This window comes from Corallococcus sp. BB11-1 (assembly GCF_026626625.1).
In the GTDB taxonomy this organism is placed as follows: domain Bacteria; phylum Myxococcota; class Myxococcia; order Myxococcales; family Myxococcaceae; genus Corallococcus; species Corallococcus soli.
This window is the reverse complement of record NZ_JAPNJY010000004.1, coordinates 176,271-193,931: the sequence shown is the minus strand read 5'-3', so window position 1 is coordinate 193,931 and position 17,661 is coordinate 176,271. Positions and strand designations below refer to the sequence as shown.

Here is a 17,661-nt window from a genome sequence, read left to right as displayed (position 1 = left end):
TTCCACTTTCTGGAGGACCATGGAGGGCCGATACGAACTCATCGAGCACGTCTGTTCGCTTCTGGCGGACGAGCAGGGGACGCTCCGCAAGGAGGCGCCCTACCGGGTCGCGCTCTGCTACCCGAGCCCCTACCACGTGGGCATGAGCTCGCTGGGGTACCAGGCCATCTACCGGGAGGTGCATGAGCACGCCGGCGCGACCGCCGAGCGTGTCTTCCTTCCCGATGATGTCGAGACATACAAGAGAACACGGACGCCATTGTTTACCTGGGAATCCCAGGCACCGGTGTCTGGTTTTGCAATGCTTGCCTTCTCTGTGGCGTATGAGTTGGAGCTCACAGGGTTGTTCACGATGTTGGAGTTGTCTGGTTTGCCGGTTCTTGCGGCGGAACGGACGGCAAGGCATCCGCTGGTGGTGGCGGGCGGTCCGCTGACGTTCTCCAACCCGGACCCGCTGGAGCCCTTCGTGGACGTGCTGGTCCAGGGCGAGGCGGAGGACCTCATCCACGTGCTGCTGGAGGCCGCGGCGTCCATGGAGCGCGAGGCGCTGCTGGAGCACCTGTCGCGGATCCCCGGCTTCCGGGTGCCCGGGCGGGGCGGGGCGCGCTACCACGTGGCGAAGGCGACGGACGCCCGGCTGCCGGCCCGGACGCAGATCATCACGCCGCACACGGAGCTTCGCTCGATGTTCCTCATCGAGCCGGAGCGGGGCTGCTCGCGCGGCTGCCACTACTGCGTGATGCGCCGGACGACGAATGGCGGCATGCGCACGGTGCCCCCGGAGCGCATCCTGTCGCTCATCCCCGCCCATGCGAAGCGCGTGGGGCTGGTGGGCGCGGCGGTGACGGATCACCCCCGCATCGTGGAGCTGCTGCGCACCCTGGTGGACGCGGGGCGGGAGGTGGGCGTGTCCTCGCTGCGCGCGGACCGGCTCACGCAGGAACTGGTGGACCAGCTGCGGCGGGGTGGGGCGACGAACCTCACGGTGGCCGCGGACGGGGCCTCGCAGAAGATGCGGGACCTGGTGGACCGCAAGCATTCCGAGGAGCAGATCGTCCGCGCGGCCCGCTTCGCCCGCACGGCGGGGATGAAGCAGCTCAAGGTCTACAACGTGGTGGGGCTGCCGCATGAGGACGACGCGGACATCGACGAGCTGATCCGCTTCACCACCGAGCTGTCCCGCATCCTGCCCGTGGCGCTGGGGGTCGCGCCCTTCGTGGCCAAGCGCAACACGCCGCTGGATGGGGCGCCCTTCGCGGGCCTGCGCGAGGTGGAGAACAAGCTGGAGCGGCTGCGCAAGGGCCTGCGCGGTCGGGCCGAGGTGCGGCCCACGTCCGCGCGCTGGGCCTGGGTGGAGTACATGCTGGCCCAGTGCGGCCCGGAGGCGGGGCTCGCGGCGATGGACGCCTGGCGCGCGGGAGGCTCCTTCGCCGCCTGGAAGCGGGCCTTCCAGGAGCGCGAGTGCGTCCCGTACCTGGCCCGCCGGGTGGAAGACGGGCGCAGGCAGCCCACGGTGTGGCCCATCGTGCCGGGACGCCCCCCTCCCCAGCCGTCCGCCGCCTGACGGGGGCCCGCAAGGCCGTACCCGACAAGCCCCGCTTTCCGCTACAAGACGCCCAGCGGGGCCGATGGCCGGCACTCGCATGGCCTTGGAGCGCATCTGGTGAGCACGCAGCGCGTGGAAAAGTCATGGCAGACGAAGGGCCTCAAGGACTACCCGACGGAGGCCCTGCTGGGCACGCTGGGGCACTACGGCGTCCCCGTGAGCGAGGCGGACTACCGCAAGCTGGCGGAGACGGCGTATCCGCTGGGCATCGCCCAGCAGTGGAAGGGCTCCTGGAAGGGCACCGGTCCGTTCAAGGACTACGTCGTGGCCGCGGCCGTGGAGCTGTGGCGCCGCTGGATGGGGGACCGCGTGTCCCCGCAGGAGTTCACGGAAGGACTGGCGGCGCTGATGAACGCGCTCGTCCAGCGCCTGAACGGCCAGCAGGACGCCCCGGTGCCCGCCGCCTTCGAGCGCCTGAAGTCGCTGCGCTCGCGCCTGACGCTGGATGACAAGGGCGCGCTGCCCGCGCCGTTCCTCCAGGAGGCGCTGGCGCCCTTCTCGGAGAAGGACGCGGAGCTGTTCGACAGCCTGGCCGAGTCCCTGGCCGCCCAGGGGCACCAGGAGGACGCGGCGGCCTTCGCCGAAATCGAGGAGTTCCTGCTGCCCGACCGGCGCGGCATCTCCCAGGCGGTGGTCCGCGCCGCCCGGGGCGAGCGCGAGCCCGCCATCCAGGACCTGAAGAACCTCATCCACGACACGACGCGCGCGCCCATCTCCCGCCTGCTGGCGGTGGACGGCCTCATCCACCTGCAGGCGTGGATTGACGCGTCCATCGAGGGCCGCACGCTGCTGGCGGAGGCGGAGAAGGCGAACGACATCCACCTGGCGCTCGACCTGGTGCCCCGCCTGGAGCACATCTTCAAGCAGCAGAACGACCGCGCCGCGCTGCTGGAGCTGATGGGCACGCAGGAGCGGCTGGAGGCCCAGCACGACAAGATGCACCCGGGCCACCGCCAGCACCGCCACCAGCACGCGCAGCCGCAGCGGCGGCGCTAGTCCGGCGGGCGGTCGCTCACCCCGTCCCCGTGCGCCGGGGGCTCCGTCGCGGCGGAGCCCCAGCGTCGGCCGGGACGGGGGGCGCGGCGGCTGGCGTGTCGTTGGATGCGCCGGTGTCGGGCGTCACGGCCTGGGCAGCGGGCGTGCCGGGCAGTTCAACGGGGGCGGCGCGCTTGAGCTTCACCGCGCTCACGCCGGGGACGCCTTCGGCCACGTCGCGCACGGGCACCACGGCGCCCACGGTGGTGTAGCGGATGGCGCCCGTCTGGGTGAAGGCGTGCTTGAGGGCATAGTCCTTCGCGCGGGGAATGAACCACTCGCGCACCCGGGGCAGCGGCAGCACGTGCAGCTCTCCCTGCGTGAGGAACACGTACACCATCAGGTCCGCGCCGCTGTACAGGAAGCAGCCGGGGGTGTCCTTCTCCAGGTTGGAGACCAGCTCGAAGAAGTAGCGGCGGCGGGTGGCGTTGCGGTCGCCCTTCACCTCGATGCCGCGCACCTCGCCCGAGGGCAGCTCCCAGAGCAGGTCCACGCCCCGGTGCTGGAAGCGCGGATCCAACTGCACGTCGTGCACGCGCGACCCGGGCTCCGTCTCCAGGAGCCACGCGCGGGCGTGCTGCACGGCCCGGTCGGCCGCGCCCTGCACGCCGCGCATGCTGAAGCTGCGGCCTCCCATGTTACGGGCGGCGCAGCTCGACGCCGGAGGCCACGAGCTGGACTTCGCGCGGCTTGCCGTCGGCGCCGCGCGGGACGATGGCGCCCTCGGCCTCGTAGTGCTTCGCGTGGGCGTCGCTCAGCTCCGCGACCTTCACCACGCCCTCCACGCGCGCCTGCGAGCCCGCGGAGTCCAGCGGGACGAAGAAGCCGTAGTCCTTGAACGTCACGCGCACGCCCGGGCTCTTGGCGTCCTGGGCCAGCTCCATCCAGCAGCCCTTTTTCTCACAGGCCTTGCGCACCTGGCCCTCCACGCGCACGGACTTGCCGTCGTGGGCCTGGGGCCTGGCGAGCAGCTCCGCGAGCTTCACGGTGGGCTCGCCCTTGAGGGCGTCGCCCCGGGTGAGCGTCCAGCCGGTGTTCGCGGCCTTGGCGGCCTCGGAGGCCTTCGCCTCGGCGGGGTGGTGGCAGTCGCTCTTCTCGGCGGCGGCCTTGGCGGGCGCGGGCGTCTTCTCCGCCGCGAGGGCCACGAGGGGAACGGCGACCAGCGTCAGCAGGGCGGAGCGGAGCATGTGCATGCCCGTTCGCTTAGCCCAGGTTTCCGGGCCCGGGCAAGGCGCCCCTTCCATCCTTCCGGCTTGTCCAGCACACTCGGCGCGAGGTGCGCATGAAGGTCACCATCCCCGCCCCCAACCGCCGGTTGGGTACATTCGAATGGATTGGGCTCGTCGGGCTCGGAGGGTTGCTCGTGGGACGGTACGTCCCCGTGGCGCGGCTCATCCCTTTCTGGGGCTGTGTGCTGCGCGAGCATACAGGCTGGCCCTGCCTGGGCTGTGGGCTGACCCGGGTGGCGGACCGCGTCGCGCACTTCAACATCCCGGGGGCCTGGGAGGCCAACCCGCTGGGCACGGTGTTCGCGCTGCTGTTCGCGGCGGCCGCGGTGCTGACGCTGCTGCACTTCCTCTTCGCGCTGCCCATCCCGGAGGTGGGGCTGGAGGAGCGCGAATGGCGGTGGGTGCGCATCGCGTTCCCGCTGGTGTTGCTCGTCAATTACGCCTACGTCGTCGTGCACACCCGCTTCCCGCACCTGCTGGCGTAGCGCCCGCGCCCCTTCCTCCGTGCTCTCCGCCTTCCTCCTGCTGGGCTACCTCTGCGGCTCCGTGCCCTTCGGCGTGCTGCTGACGCGGTGGCTGCTCGGCGTGGACGTGCGCGCCAGCGGAAGCGGCAACATCGGCGCGACCAATGTCACGCGCGTGGCCGGCAAGAAGCTGGGCGCGGTGGTGCTGCTCCTGGACGCGGTCAAGGGCGCGGTGCCGGTGGGCCTGGCCCTGTACTGGCTACCGGGCGACGCGCTGGCGCACGCGCTGGTGGGGCTGTCCGCGGTGCTGGGGCACGTGTACCCGGTGTGGCTCAAGCTCCAGGGCGGCAAGGGCGTGGCCACGGCCCTGGGCGTGCTGTGCGTGCTGGTGCCCACGGCGGCGCTCGCCGGGGCGGTCATCTACGGGCTGGTGGTGGCGAAGTGGCGCGTCAGTTCGGTGGGGTCGCTGTCCGCCGCCGTCGTCGCCATCGTCACCGCGTTCCTCACCGCGCGCTCCCGCGACTACGTGCTGCTCACCGCGGGCCTATTCGTCCTCATGCTCTGGACGCACCGGAGCAACCTGCAGCGGCTCGCCCGGCGCACCGAGCACCGGCTTTGAGAGGCCGGCCGGGGCGCGGTAGCCCAGCAGGGTGCAGGGGATGGGGCCGTTCCACACGTCGCGGCGGATCATGGGACGGGAGTGGAAGGCGCTCTCGAAGGCAGGGTTGCCGGACAGCACCCACACGCGCCAGCCCGGCAGCGCGCGCAGCGAGTCGCCCAGCTTGAAGTAGAAGGTCTTCATGCCCTTCTGTCCGCCGGAGCCCAGCCGGTCGCCGTAGGGCGGGTTGGTGAGGATGAGCCCGCCGCCCTCCGGGAGGGGCCCGAGCTTCGTCGCGTCACCCTCCGCGAGCTGGACCTCCTCCCCCAGCTTCGCCGCCTTCACGTTGCGGTCCGCGGCCTCCAGGGCCTCCTCGCTCTTGTCGAAGCCGAGGATGGGGACCTCCACCTTGCGCTCGTTGCGCCGCGCGTCCGCGCGCAGGTCCGCGAGCAGCTCGCGCGCCCGGGGGCCCATGTGCGGCCAGCGCTCCACCGCGAAGCTGCGGCCGATGCCCGGGGCGCGCCTGCGGGCGATGAGGCCGCCCTCGATGACGATGGTGCCCGAGCCGCACATCGGATCCACCAGGGCCTCCTGGCCGGTGTAGCCCGCAGCGCGCAGCAGGGCCGCGGCCAGGTTCTCCTTGAGGGGCGCGGGGGTGGGGCGCACGCGGTAGCCGCGCCGGTGCAGCGGGTCACCCACCAGGTCCAGGGACAGCGACAGCTTCTCCTTCACCAGGTGCGCCACCACGGACACGTCCGGGTTGCGCGTGTCCACGTCCGGCCGGGAGCCCAGCTTGTCGCGCAGCCGGTCCACGATGGCGTCCTTCACCTTCAGCGCCACGAAGCCCGAGTGCGCGTGCTCGGTGTCCTTCAGGTTGGCGTCCACCGCGAACGTGACGTTCGTGGTGAGGTGCTCCTCCCACGGCACGCTGGCCACGGCGTCGTAGAGGCCCTGCGCGCCCGGGGCCTCGAACTCGCCCAGCGGGTAGAGCACGCGCATGGCGATGCGGGACCAGAGGCAGACGTTGAGGGCCTCGTCGAGCGAGGCCATGAAGCGCACGCCGCCCCGGTCCTGGCGGATGCGTTTGGCGCCGAGTTCCTTCAGCTCCTCGGCCAGCAGGTCCTCGGTGCCGCGTGCGGCGGTGGCGAATAGGGCAAGACGTTCAGCCATGGTGCACCGCCCTTAGACGAGCGCGGGGCGAATGTCATGTGGCCACGACCTCGTACAGCGCGAAGGTGGCGTCCTCCTGGGATGCGCTGGCCCCTTTGGCCCGCTGGAAGTCCTCGGACTGGAAGTAGGCCTTCATCGCGTCGCGGTCCGTCCAGCGCGTCACCAGCAGGATTTCAGGCGAGCGCTCGAACGAGCGCAGCACCTCCAGGCCCAGGAAGCCCGCGTAGCCGTCCACCCTCCGCGAGCGCTCCTGGAGGCGCTGGACCCAGCCGTCCGCCTCTTCGGGCGGGGCGCGGAAGCGGGAGATGGCGACGATCATTCGGGGCGGCTCCGGGAACCCTGGGCGGAAAGAACCACGGGGGCGCCCGGAGCAGGTCCGGAGCGCCCCCGAGGGGAAACGTCCGGGGAACGGGTGTCCGTTCCCCGGCGGGGAGGCCGTGGGCGGGGGCTACATCGCCCCGGCGCCGGGCATGTCGCCCAGGCCGCGCAGCAGCACCTCGCGGGGCTTGGCGCCGTCCGCGGGGCCCACCACGCCGTCGCGCTCCATGCGCTCGATCATGCGCGCCGCGCGGTTGTAGCCGATGCGCATCTTGCGCTGGAGCATGGAGATGGAGACCGAGCGCATCTCGCTGACCGCCGCGAGCGCCTGGTCGTAGAGCTCGTCGGACAGTTCGTCCTCCTGCTCTCCGCCCTCCACGTCCTCGTCGCGCGGCTTGAGGATGGACTCGTCGAAGACGGGCTTGCCCTGGGCCTTGAGGTGGTCCACAGCCTTCTTGATCTCCTGCTCGGACACGTAGGCGCCGTGTACGCGCTGCAGGTGGGCGCTCGTGGGCGGCATGATGAGCATGTCGCCCATGCCCAGGAGGGCCTCCGCGCCCACCGTGCCGAGGATCGTCATCGAGTCCGGCTTCGAGCGCAGCATGAAGCTGATGCGCGTGGGGAAGTTGGCCTTGATGATGCCGGTGACGACGTCCGTGGACGGACGCTGCGTCGCGACCATCAGGTGGATGCCGGCCGCGCGCGCCATCTGCGCCAGCCGCGCGACGTACGTCTCCACCTCGCGGCTCGCGACCATCATCAGGTCGGCGAGCTCGTCGATGATGACCACGATGTAGGGCAGCTTCTTGAGCTCCTTCTTGGCCTCGCCAGCGGCCTCCACCTGCTCGGGCGCGTCGCCCTCCTCCTCGAACTCCGCGTCCACCTCGCCGTCGGCCTCCAGGTCGGGGGCCGGCTCGGAGACGATGGCCTCACGCAGCTCGTCGGAGTCGTCCTCGCGCGGGGCAGCCACGCCCATGCCGTCGCTCGCGGAGGCGGCGGGCACGGTGCTGCCCTCCACGTCCACGACGAAGAGCTTCTTGGGCTTCGTCTTCTTCTTCGCGGCGGGCGCGGGCGCGGCGGCCTTCACCTCCGACGCGCTGGTCTCCACCAGCTTGTTGTAGCCGGCGATGTTGCGCACGCCCGCCTCGGACAGCAGCTGGTAGCGGCGCTCCATCTCCTCCACGGCCCAGCGCAGCGCGAGCGCGGCCTTCTTCGGGTCGGTGACGACGGGGAGCAGCAGGTGCGGGATGCCCTCGTAGACGGAGAGCTCCAGCATCTTCGGGTCCACCATGATGAAGCGGACCTCCTCGGGCGTGGCCTTGAGGAGGATGCTCATGATCATCGCGTTCACCGCCACGGACTTGCCGGAGCCGGTGGTGCCCGCGATGAGCAGGTGGGGCGCCTTCACCAGATCGAAGACGTACGGCATGCCTTCGATGTCCTTGCCCACGCACATGGTGAGCTTGCTGGCGCTCTTCTGGAACGTGTCTTGTTCGGCGATCTCCTTGAGGAACACCGTCTCGCGGTCGCGGTTGGGGACTTCGATGCCGACCACGCCCTTGCCGGGGATGGGGGCGACGATGCGCACGCGCATGGCCTCCATCGCCATGGCCAGGTCGTCCTGGAGCGCGGCGATCTTGCTGACCTTGATGCCGGGGCCGGGCAGGAACTCGTACATGGTGACGACGGGGCCGGGGCGGATTTCCACCACCTCGCCCACGATGCCGAAGTCCGCGAGCTTCGCGCGCAGCTTCTCCGCCGTGACGAGGAACGCGTCCTTGTCCAGCGCGGTGCGCTCCTTCTTGTCCGCCTCCAGCACGTCCAGCGGTGGCAGGGAGAAGCTCTTGCGGTCACCGACGAACTCGAACTGGTCCTGCGGCCGCTTCACCGCGGTGGGCTTGGGCGGGGCCTTGGGCTCCACGATGAGGGGCATGCGCGCCAGCGCGGAGGGCGGCGCGGGGACGAGCGCGTTGCCGGGCGAGGCCGCGACGGGCTTCTCCGCCTTGTCCGCCACCAGGGGCTTCGCCGGGGCCTCCGCCACCGGGGCGGCGAGCGCCGCGGCGGGCACGGGGGGCGAGGACGGCGCGGAGGGCGGGGTGACGATCTGCGGCGTCTTGCGGGCGCGGCGCGGGGGCTCGGCGCCTTCGGTGGATGCGGGCAGCTGCGGCTGGGGGGCGAGGAAGGACGCGGCCCAGGCGGGATCCGCGCCCGGCGGGCGGCGCTCGGCGCGCTCCGGGGGCAGGGACGGCTGCTCGTCCTGCGCGTCGTCGTCCTCCGGCGCCTCTTCGCGAACGGGCTTGCGCTCCGGCTTCTCGCGCGACTCCTTGAGGGCCTTCTTCGCGTTGGCGGCCTGCTCCTTCTCCGCCTGCCGCGCGAGGCGCACGGCCTCCTCGGCCATGGCCTCCGCTTCGGCGGCCTCGGCCTCCTCGGCCAGACGCTCGGCCTCGGAGAGCTCCTCCTCCTCGGCCTCCAGCTCGGCGAGGAAGGCGGCCTCCTCCTCCTTCTCCTGCGCGAGCCGCTCCTGGCGGGCCTGGTAGGACACCTTCTGCGCCTCCCAGAAGACGTGCGCGGATTCGGAGATGCGGCGGCCCAGCACGGTGAGCCCGGCCCACACGTAGGAGCACAGCTTGAAGAACGTGTACTGCGTGCCCACGATGAGCGCCGCCGCGCTGATGGCGGTGACGAGGATGACGGTGCCGACCGTGGAGAACATGCCCTCCATCAGCCCGCCCAGGCCCGCGCCCAGGGCGCCACCCGGAGGGTGCGCCCAGCCCTTGTCCTTGGCGAACATGAGCTGCGAGAGCACCGCCACGCTGCACGTGAGCAGCGCCAGGGAGATGATCTGCGGCAGCCGGCGCCGCTCGCGGTTGCCCACGAACAGCACCACGGCGGTGTAGATGCCACCCACGGGGACGAAGTAGGCGCACACCCCCAGCGCGCCGCGCAGCGCCTCCGCGATGAGGTGGCCCATGGGCCCCACCGCGTTGTGGAAGCCGGGGCCCTTCCGGTCGTGCGCGTCGAACGTGGCGACCGCCAGCAAGGCGAGCAGCGAGGCGGCCAGGACGAAGACGCCCACGAGCGCCCTCCTGGCCGGGCTGGCTGCCCCTCCCGCCTTCATCTTCTTGTTCGCGAGCGCCTTGCGCTTGGTCGCGATTTCCTGTCGGGAGAGCACTGCCTTCTCCGCCCGACCACCCTTCTTGGCCGCTGTCATGGACCCCGGTTCCCTCTGCCCGATTCCAGCCGCGTAGCGAGCTGTAGCAATCCGCGCGGCGAGAATAGGGAGGGAGGGGGCCGGGTCAATTTTCCGGCAGTCATCCCAGGGGGCCGGACAGGGCCTACATTTCGGCTGCGGCCCCTCGGGGAGAGGGTATGGTGCCTGCCGCCAAGGAGAACCCGAGCCATGTCCGACCTGACCCCCGAAAAGCCCTCCCACAACGAAGACGACTACTTCGCGCGCGAGGAGATTGAAGCCAAGCGCAAGCTGGCCCTCCAGCAGTCCCAGGAGACGGCGGCCCAGCAGCGCGAGGAGCTGAAGAAGCTGCACTTCATGAAGTGCCCCAAGTGCGGCATGGACCTGCAGACGCTCAAGCAGGGCAACGTGGAGCTGGACAGCTGCTTCAACTGCCACGGCGTGTGGCTGGACGCGGGCGAGCTGGAGCAGATGCTGGGCCAGCACGGCCACGAGCAGAGCGGCAAGGTGATGGGCGCCATCCTCAACCTGTTCAAGCGCTCGTAGTCGTCGTCAGCGCATCGTCCAGAACCTCCAGGAGGCGGTCCCCATGGCCCTCACGCTCGAGCAGGTCCGGCACGTGGCCACGCTGGCGCGGCTGTCGCTGACGCCGCAAGAGGAGTCGCGCTACGCCACCCAGCTGTCGCAGGTGCTGGAGGCGGTGGCGGAGCTGGAGGCGCTGGACGTCGGTCAGGTGGAGCCCACCTCCCACGCGACGCTCGCGTCCTCGCTGTTGCGCGAGGACGTGATGCGGCCGTCGTTGCCCCCGGAAGCGGGGCTCGCCAACGCGCCCGCGAAGGTGGGCACCGCCTTCGCGGTCCCGAAGATCCTGGAGTAGCCCGCCATGTCGTCGACGCTCACCGACCTGTCGATGCTGGAGCTGGCCGCGAAGCTGGCCACGCGCGAGGTGTCCTCCGTGGAGGCCACCCGCGCGAGCCTCCAGCGCATCACCCAGGTGGACCCGAAGGTGCGCGCCTTCCTGCGCGTGGATGAGGCCGGGGCGCTGAGGGCCGCCGAGGCCAGCGACGCGCGCCGCCAGTCGGGCAGCCCCGCCAGCGCGCTCGACGGCGTGCCGGTGGGCCTGAAGGACATCTTCCTCACCCAGGGTGTGGAGACCACCTGCGGCTCGCGCATCCTGGAGGGCTTCGTCCCGCCGTACGACGCCACCGTGGTGCGCCTGCTGAAGGAGGCGGGGCTGCCGCTCCTGGGCAAGCTGAACATGGACGAGTTCGCCATGGGCTCGTCCAACGAGTCGAGCGCGTACTTCCCCACCCACAACCCGTGGGACCTGACGCGTACGCCGGGCGGCTCGTCGGGCGGTTCGGCGGCGGCGGTGGCGGCGCGCGAGGTGTTCGGCGCGTTGGGCACCGACACGGGCGGCTCCATCCGCCAGCCCGCGGCCTTCACCAACACGGTGGGGCTCAAGCCCACCTATGGCCGGGTGTCGCGCTACGGCGTCATCGCCTTCGCCTCGTCCCTGGACCAGCCGGGCCCCATGGCGCGCACGGTGGCGGACACGGCGGCGCTGCTCCAGCTCATCGCGCGGCATGATCCGCTCGACTCCACCTCCGCGGACGTGGCGACGCCGGACTGCCTCACGGGCCTGGAGGACGGGGTGCGCGGGCTCAAGCTGGGCGTGCCCCGGGAGTACTTCACCGCGGGCATGGACCCGGAGGTGGAGGGCACGCTGCGCGCCTCGCTGGAGGAGTTCGAGCGGATGGGCGCGACGCTGGTGGACGTGTCGCTGCCGCACACGAAGTACGCGCTCGCGACGTACTACCTGCTGGCGTCCTCGGAGGCCTCCAGCAACCTGGCGCGCTACGACGGCATCCGCTACGGGCAGCGGGCGAAGGACGCGCGCGGGCTCAAGGAGCTGTACACGCAGACGCGGGGGCAGGGCTTCGGCGCGGAGGTGAAGCGCCGCATCATGCTGGGCACCTACGCGCTGTCCGCCGGCTACTACGACGCCTACTACCTGCGCGCGCAGAAGGTCCGCACGCTCATCCGCGAGGACTTCACGCGGGCCTTCCAGCAGGTGGACGCGCTCGTGTCGCCCACGTCGCCCGTGCCGGCGTTCAAGCTGGGCGACAAGGTGGACGACCCGCTGTCCATGTACCTGATGGACGTCTACACGCTGCCCTGCAACCTGGCGGGCCTGCCCGGGCTGTCCGTGCCGTGCGGCTTCACGCAAGGCGGGCTGCCGGTGGGCCTGCAGATCCTGGGGCGCCCGTTCGACGAGGCCCGCCTGTTGCGCATCGCCCGCGCGTTCGAGCGCGAGCACGACTTCTTCCGCCGCGCCGTCCCCGTCTAGCGGGGAGCGGACGCCGGCAAGGGTGACACCGCCATGCCCCTGAGCGATTTCCAGACGGTCATCGGCCTTGAGGTCCACGCGCAGCTGCTCACGCAGTCGAAGATCTTCTGCGGCTGCTCCACCGCGTTCGGCGCCGAGCCCAACCACCACACCTGCCCCGTGTGCCTGGGCATGCCCGGGGTGCTGCCGGTGCTCAACCAGCGGGTGGTGGAGTACGCGGTGCGCACGGGGCTGGCGCTCGGGTGCACGGTAAAGCCCACGAGCGTGTGGAGCCGGAAGAACTACTTCTATCCGGACCTGCCCAAGGGCTATCAAATCACCCAGTACGACCAGCCCATCTGCGAGTGGGGCGAGCTGGTCATCGACACGCCGTCGGGTGAGAAGACGGTGCGCGTGCGACGCATCCACCTGGAGGAGGACGCGGGCAAGAGCGTGCACGACGCGTCCGCTTCCGGAGGCCAGAGCCTGGTGGACCTGAACCGCGCGGGCGTGCCGCTGATGGAGATCGTCAGCGAGCCGGACCTGCGCGACGCGGACGAGGCGGTGGAGTACCTCAAGGTGCTGCGCGACGTGCTGGTGTACCTGGGCGTCAACGACGGCAACCTGGAGGAGGGCAGCTTCCGCTGTGACGCCAACGTGTCGGTGATGCCCAAGGGGTCCACCACCTATGGGCAGCGCTGCGAGCTGAAGAACCTCAACTCGTTCCGCTTCCTGAAGCAGGCCATCGAGTACGAGGCCGCGCGGCAGGTGGACGTCATCGAGTCCGGCGGCAAGGTGGACCAGGAGACGCGCCTCTGGGACGTGAACAAGGGCATCACCCGGTCGATGCGCTCCAAGGAGGACGCGCACGACTACCGCTACTTCCCGGAGCCGGACCTCCAGCCGCTCCTCGTGTCGGACGCGCTGCGGGACGCGCAGGCGAAGTCGCTGCCGGAGCTGCCCCGCGCGAAGCGCACGCGCTTCATGGGCCAGTACGGGCTGCCCGCCTACGACGCGCGCATCCTCACCGCCGAGCGCCCGCTGGCGGACTTCTTCGAGGCCTGCGCCGCCCATGTGTCGGACGCGAAGAAGCTCTCCAACTGGTTCCTGGGTGAGCTGAGCCGCCTTCTCAAGGAGGAGGGCACGCCGCTGTCCGCGCTGCGCTTCACGCCGGCGCAGCTGGGCGAGCTGCTGGCCACGGTGGAGAAGGGCACGGTGTCCGCGAACGCGGCCAAGGACGTGCTCGGGGAGATGTTCCGCACCGGCCGCGCTCCGGCGGACATCATCGCGGAGAAGGGCCTCGCGCAGGTGAGCGACGTGGGGGCGGTGGAGGCGGTGGTGGACGACATCCTCGCGAAGAACGCGGGCGAGGTGGAGAAGTACAAGGCCGGCAAGAAGAGCGTGTACGGCTTCTTCGTGGGGCAGGTGATGAAGGCCATGAAGGGCAAGGGCAACCCCGGCCTCGTCAACGAATTGCTGAAGAAGAAGCTCGGGGACTAACCCGGCACGGTGACGTGGAGCACGTCCTCTCCGCGCGGATCCGCGGACTGGGCGAGCACGTGCACGTCGTCCGGTCCCCTGCGCTCCAGGATGAGCGAGGGGGCCTCGAAGGTGTTCTCGAAGAAGCCTCCGGTCAGTTGCGGGTTCACCGCGTAGCGCACGCGCTTCAGGGTGCGCAGCTGCGTGAAGAGGCCTTCGTTGAACCACTGCTCGCGGCGAAGCTGGGACTCGCCCGGCGCGTTGAAGGCCCAGGGCGCGTCCCAGGCCCAGGCGTTGGCGGAGGGCTGCGCGAGCACGTCCACGCCCAGCGCATCCAGGTACTGCGCGCACGGCACGAACCACGGCTCCCCGGAGGTGTGCGGCTCCCGGAAGCCGTCGTAGCAGATGAGCGTGCCCAGCCTTCCGAAGGGCGTGTCCACGACGGGCAGGTCCTCCGGGCGACCGGGGCTCAGGTTCAGCACGTCCTCCTGCGTGGGCACCAGGTTCACCTTGCGCGTGACGCTCACGCAGTGGCCGTCCGGCGCGAACGTGTAGCTGGTGTTGAAGGTGCGGGCCAACGCCGGCGCGTACTCCGGCGTGTCGATGCCCAGGCGGTTGGCGGGCAGCAGCGCGCTGCCCGCCACCACCCACAGACCATGATCGCGCGCGATTCCGGAGAAGGTCTCGAACAGGGCCCGGTGCACGCGGGGCGCCACCGTGGCGTAGAGGCACTCCTCCATCGAAGGAGGCTGGAAGGCGCGCCAGGTCCGGAACATCGCCAGCCACTCCGCGAGCGCCACGCGCGTCATCGCGCCGTTCGTCGTCTTGCAGCGGCGCACGCGCGGCAGGTGCCCCATCAGCCCGAGCGCCGCGCCCACCATCTCCGGCCACACGGCGAGCGCGGGATGCAGCGGCCGGCCCGAAGCGTCCCGGGCTCGCAGCGCGTCCACCCGCGCGGCGAGGGCCCGGTGGTGCGCGGCGAACGTCTCTGGCGAGGCGTAGTCGTCCAGCGTGATGCGTGGCTGGATGGCGAACAGTTCGACGGCGTCGGGCGGAGGCACGAGGGGCCCGGGCGGCTACTTGAGGAAGCCCAGCTCGCGCAGGCGCTGCTTGAGGAACGCGTCCGCGGTGATGGGCGGGTGGCGCGCGGGGTTGTCCGGCGTCTCCGTCTGCGGCAGCGGCTTGAGGATGCAGTCGGAGAACGGGTGCACGAAGAAGGGCATCGAGTAGCGCACGGTGTCCTGCTCCGTGCTGGGCGGGTTCACCACCCGGTGCGTGGTGGACGGGATGACGCCGTTCATCACGCGGCTGAGCATGTCGCCCGAGTCCACGACGATCTGCCCGCGCAGCGTGTCCACGGGAATCCACTCGCCGTCGCGCGTGAGCAGCTCCAGGCCGCCAGACGTGCCTTCGCACAAGAGCGTGATGAAGTTGATGTCCTCGTGTTCGGCCGCGCGCACCCCGCCCGGGATGAAGCGGTCCTTCAGGGGCGGGTAGTGGATGAGCCGCAGCACCGAGTTGCCATCCACCGTCATGTCGCTGAACGTGTTGCGCGCGATGCCCAGGTAGTCCGCGAGCGCCTGGAGCATCACCGTCGCCGCGTCGTCCAGCTCCTTGTAGAGCGTCAGGGTGTGCTCGCGGAAGGAGGGCACCTCCTCCGGCCACACGTTGCCGCCGTAGTCCTCCAGGTAGGGGTGGCCCGCAGGCAGCTCGCGGCCCACGTGCCAGAACTCCTTCATGTCCCCCACCTTGCGGTTCTTCGCGTGCTCCTGGCCGAACGCCATGAAGCCGCGCTGCCCCGGACGCTCCGGCACCGCGTAGCGCGTCTTGGTGGACTCCGGCAGTTGGAAGAAGCGCTCCACGTCCGCGTACGTGCGGCGGATGAGCGCGTCCTCGACGCCGTGGCCTTCCACGGTCACGAAGCCGAACTCCTTGAGCGCGTCGCCAAACACCTGGACGAAGCGGGCCCGCTCCTCGGGCGTGCCGGAGCGGTAGTGGGACAGGTTCACGGTGGGGATGCGTCGGGCCGAGCGGGACATGGGCGCATCCTACCCGCGTGACACCTTCCTGACACGCCGCAGTCCTGCGCCCAACCGTCACCCCGGCCCAGGGGAGGGGCCCTCCCTCACTTTGCGACAACCGCCCTCATTGACAGTGGATACGGGGCTTCCGGGATGTGCAGATTGGGCGGGGAATTGGCCGGGGGGGAGCGGTATGGCCGAAGTCGCGAGGAGTGAGCGCACGTGTGTGGCGTGCGGTCGGGGACATGGACCGGAGACGTCGTGCGACACGCTCGTCCGTGAGGCGGACGCCGTGGTGAGCGCGGGCGCGGTGGAGCCGGGGACGGGGCCGGCGCAGGAAGAGGTGGATCCGCTGGTGGGGACGCGGATGGGCAGCTTCCGGCTGGTGCGCCGGGTGGGCCGGGGTGGCATGGGGTCCGTGTACCTGGGCGAGCACGTCTCCATTGGCAGCCGGGTGGCGGTGAAGGTGCTGCACGAGCACCTGGCGCGCTACCCGGAGCTGGTGCAGCGCTTCCATGCCGAGGCCCGGGCGGTCAACCTCATCGGGCACGAGAACATCGTCAGCATCTTCGACCTCAACGCCGCGGCGCCGCGTCCGTACCTCATCATGGAGTACCTGGAAGGGGCGCCGCTGTCCGCCTGGGTGGGGACGCCGCTGTCGGCTGGCGCGGTGGTGCCCATGCTGGCCCAGGTGTGTGACGCGCTGCACGCGGCGCACGCGCGGGGCATCGTCCACCGCGACCTGAAGCCGGACAACATCTTCCTGGTGAAGCGCGGCCGGGGGATGCCGTTCGTGAAGGTGCTCGACTTCGGCATCGCGAAGCTGGTGGACGCGAGCATGCCGGAGACGATGGCGGGCATCATCGTGGGGACCCCGGAGTACATGGCCCCCGAACAGTCGCTGAGCCGGCGCCTGGATGGCCGCGCGGACCTGTACGCGGTGGGCGTCATCGCCTACCAGCTGCTCACCGGGCGGCTGCCCTTTCCGGACGAGGGGCTCACCGCCCAGCTGGTCGCGCACCAGACGCGGCAGCCTCCGCCGCCGCGCTCGCTCTGCCCCACGGTTCCGGCCGCGCTGGAAGCCGTCGTGCTGCGCACGCTGGCGAAGACCCCCGAGGAGCGCTTCCCGAACGCGCTGGCCCTGCGCGCCGCGCTGGAGCAGGCCCTGGTGGTCCGGACCCCTCCGCCGCGCGTGGCCATGCCGGGTCCCCGTCCCGCGTCCCCCCTGCCGCCGGGAGCGCCCCGGGGCACGCCTCCGGTGGCGGCGAATGGAGGAACCCTCTTGGCGCCGGTGCAGGTGCTGCTCCAGCCCGGCGCGCAGCCGCGGCCCTTCACGGGCTCGGACCTGTCGCGCGGCGGGGTGTTCCTGCACGCGACGGGGGAGCTGCCCCCGCTGTTCTCCCGGGTCCAGGTGGTGCTGCCCCTGCGCACGGGGCCGCTGACCGTCACGGGGGAGGTGGTGCGCCATGTCTCGCCCGAGCAGGCCCAGGCCTGGAGCATGCGCCCGGGCTTCGGCGTCCAGTTCGTCTCGCCGTCGCCCACGTTGAAGGCGCGCGTGGAGCAGCACCTGTCCGGCACCCCGGCCTCACCGCCGCCCGCGCCCCGGGAGCTTCCGGATGACGCGGAGGCGGAGCGCATCCTCGCGGCCCACGCTGAACGGCTGGGCGGGGAGGGGACCCACTACGTGGTGCTGGGCCTCTCTCCGGACGTGGAGCTGGAGGCCGCGCGCGAGCGGGCCCGCGAGCTGTGGACCGCGCTGTCGGCCGTGCGGCAGCGGCCCCTGTCGCGGGGACAGCAGGCGCGCCTGGAGGCGATGCTGGGCCGCGTGAGGGACGCGGGTGACACGCTGGGCCTGCCGCCGCGCCGGGCACGCTACGACGCCCGGCTGGGCAACCCCCGGGGCGTCGCCCGGTGCCTGGAGGCGGGCCTCACCGCGGGGCAGGCGGAGGTCCTGCGCCGTGAGTTCCTGGCCGAGCATCCCAGGGCGGTGGGCACCGCGCGGGTGCACTTCCTCACCGGCAGCGCCCTGGAGCGGGACGGCCAGCTCAAGCGGGCCCTGGAGGCCTACGAGCGCGGCCTGCTGTTGGATCCGTTGGAGCTGGAGTTCCAGCAGCGCCGCCGGGTGGTGGACCGGGCGCTGGGCACGCGAGGCACGGTCGCCCGCAATGAAAGAGCCCGATTCCCAGGGGAGGGAACCGGGCTCTAGGTGCCGTCAGGCCGAA

The 17,661-nt window shown here is 71.2% G+C and carries 16 protein-coding genes; 9 read left to right on the top strand and 7 right to left on the bottom strand.

The features are described from left to right. Window positions 1-19: 19 nt before the first annotated feature. Both OV207_RS06315 and OV207_RS06310 read left to right on the top strand, forming a co-directional pair. On the top strand, window positions 20-1,564 hold the full coding sequence (locus OV207_RS06315) for a radical SAM protein (RefSeq protein ID WP_193347159.1): 1,545 nt from the start codon (window positions 20-22) through the stop codon (window positions 1,562-1,564). A gap of 99 nt (window positions 1,565-1,663) precedes the next feature. Continuing rightward, window positions 1,664-2,602, top strand: a complete 939-nt coding sequence (locus OV207_RS06310) for a hypothetical protein (protein WP_193347160.1) — start codon at window positions 1,664-1,666, stop codon at window positions 2,600-2,602. 16 nt (window positions 2,603-2,618) lie between these two features. Here OV207_RS06310 and OV207_RS06305 read toward each other — a convergent pair whose 3' ends face one another. Both OV207_RS06305 and OV207_RS06300 read right to left on the bottom strand, forming a co-directional pair. After that, entirely contained in the window at window positions 2,619-3,257 is a 639-nt protein-coding gene (locus OV207_RS06305; protein ID WP_267553473.1) for a hypothetical protein, read from the bottom strand. Window positions 3,258-3,279: 22 nt separating this feature from the next. After that, window positions 3,280-3,834 (bottom strand): DUF4920 domain-containing protein, encoded by a 555-nt coding sequence (locus OV207_RS06300; RefSeq protein WP_193347162.1) that lies wholly within the window; start codon window positions 3,832-3,834, stop codon window positions 3,280-3,282. 89 nt (window positions 3,835-3,923) lie between these two features. On the opposite strand from OV207_RS06300, the gene OV207_RS06295 reads away from it, so the two are divergent. Further along, window positions 3,924-4,355 carry a DUF2752 domain-containing protein gene (locus OV207_RS06295; protein ID WP_267553471.1) on the top strand — a complete coding sequence of 144 codons (432 nt, stop codon included), beginning with the start codon at window positions 3,924-3,926 and terminating at the stop codon, window positions 4,353-4,355. A gap of 19 nt (window positions 4,356-4,374) precedes the next feature. Next, window positions 4,375-4,953, top strand: coding sequence for a glycerol-3-phosphate 1-O-acyltransferase PlsY (gene plsY / locus OV207_RS06290; RefSeq protein ID WP_267553469.1), 579 nt, complete (start codon window positions 4,375-4,377; stop codon window positions 4,951-4,953). Here the strand turns inward: plsY and OV207_RS06285 are convergent. The 3 genes from OV207_RS06285 to OV207_RS06275 form a co-directional block, all read right to left on the bottom strand. Further along, entirely contained in the window at window positions 4,879-6,102 is a 1,224-nt protein-coding gene (locus tag OV207_RS06285) for a THUMP domain-containing class I SAM-dependent RNA methyltransferase (protein WP_267553468.1), read from the bottom strand. The two genes, plsY and OV207_RS06285, sit on opposite strands and share 75 nt — an antisense overlap. Before the next feature lie 34 nt (window positions 6,103-6,136). Next, on the bottom strand, window positions 6,137-6,421 hold the full coding sequence (locus tag OV207_RS06280; protein ID WP_267553466.1) for an antibiotic biosynthesis monooxygenase family protein: 285 nt from the start codon (window positions 6,419-6,421) through the stop codon (window positions 6,137-6,139). Between the two features lie 129 nt (window positions 6,422-6,550). Continuing rightward, window positions 6,551-9,631 (bottom strand): FtsK/SpoIIIE family DNA translocase, encoded by a 3,081-nt coding sequence (locus tag OV207_RS06275; RefSeq protein ID WP_267553464.1) that lies wholly within the window; start codon window positions 9,629-9,631, stop codon window positions 6,551-6,553. A 189-nt stretch (window positions 9,632-9,820) separates the two neighbouring features. Between OV207_RS06275 and OV207_RS06270 the strand changes: the two genes are divergently transcribed. The 4 genes from OV207_RS06270 to gatB are packed head-to-tail and all read left to right on the top strand — an operon-like array spanning window position 9,821 to window position 13,439. After that, the gene (locus OV207_RS06270) at window positions 9,821-10,156 is read left to right on the top strand and encodes a zf-TFIIB domain-containing protein (RefSeq protein WP_193347168.1); all 336 of its coding nucleotides are present in this window, start codon (window positions 9,821-9,823) and stop codon (window positions 10,154-10,156) included. Window positions 10,157-10,199: 43 nt separating this feature from the next. Next, window positions 10,200-10,487, top strand: a complete 288-nt coding sequence (gene gatC, locus OV207_RS06265; protein WP_193347169.1) for an Asp-tRNA(Asn)/Glu-tRNA(Gln) amidotransferase subunit GatC — start codon at window positions 10,200-10,202, stop codon at window positions 10,485-10,487. 6 nt (window positions 10,488-10,493) lie between these two features. Then, a complete protein-coding gene (gatA, locus tag OV207_RS06260) occupies window positions 10,494-11,960 on the top strand; it encodes an Asp-tRNA(Asn)/Glu-tRNA(Gln) amidotransferase subunit GatA (RefSeq protein WP_267553461.1) in 1,467 nt (488 codons plus the stop codon). A gap of 33 nt (window positions 11,961-11,993) precedes the next feature. After that, a complete protein-coding gene (gatB, locus tag OV207_RS06255) occupies window positions 11,994-13,439 on the top strand; it encodes an Asp-tRNA(Asn)/Glu-tRNA(Gln) amidotransferase subunit GatB (protein WP_267553459.1) in 1,446 nt (481 codons plus the stop codon). Here the strand turns inward: gatB and OV207_RS06250 are convergent. Continuing rightward, entirely contained in the window at window positions 13,436-14,479 is a 1,044-nt protein-coding gene (locus OV207_RS06250) for a carbon-nitrogen hydrolase family protein (RefSeq protein ID WP_267553457.1), read from the bottom strand. The two genes, gatB and OV207_RS06250, sit on opposite strands and share 4 nt — an antisense overlap. 15 nt (window positions 14,480-14,494) lie before the next feature. Further along, window positions 14,495-15,457: an isopenicillin N synthase family dioxygenase gene (locus OV207_RS06245; protein WP_193347173.1), complete on the bottom strand. Its 963-nt coding sequence runs from the start codon at window positions 15,455-15,457 to the stop codon at window positions 14,495-14,497. Window positions 15,458-15,632: 175 nt separating this feature from the next. Here OV207_RS06245 and OV207_RS06240 point away from each other — a divergent pair, with 175 nt between their 5' ends. After that, window positions 15,633-17,645, top strand: coding sequence for a serine/threonine-protein kinase (locus OV207_RS06240; RefSeq protein WP_267553455.1), 2,013 nt, complete (start codon window positions 15,633-15,635; stop codon window positions 17,643-17,645). Window positions 17,646-17,661: the final 16 nt, after the last annotated feature.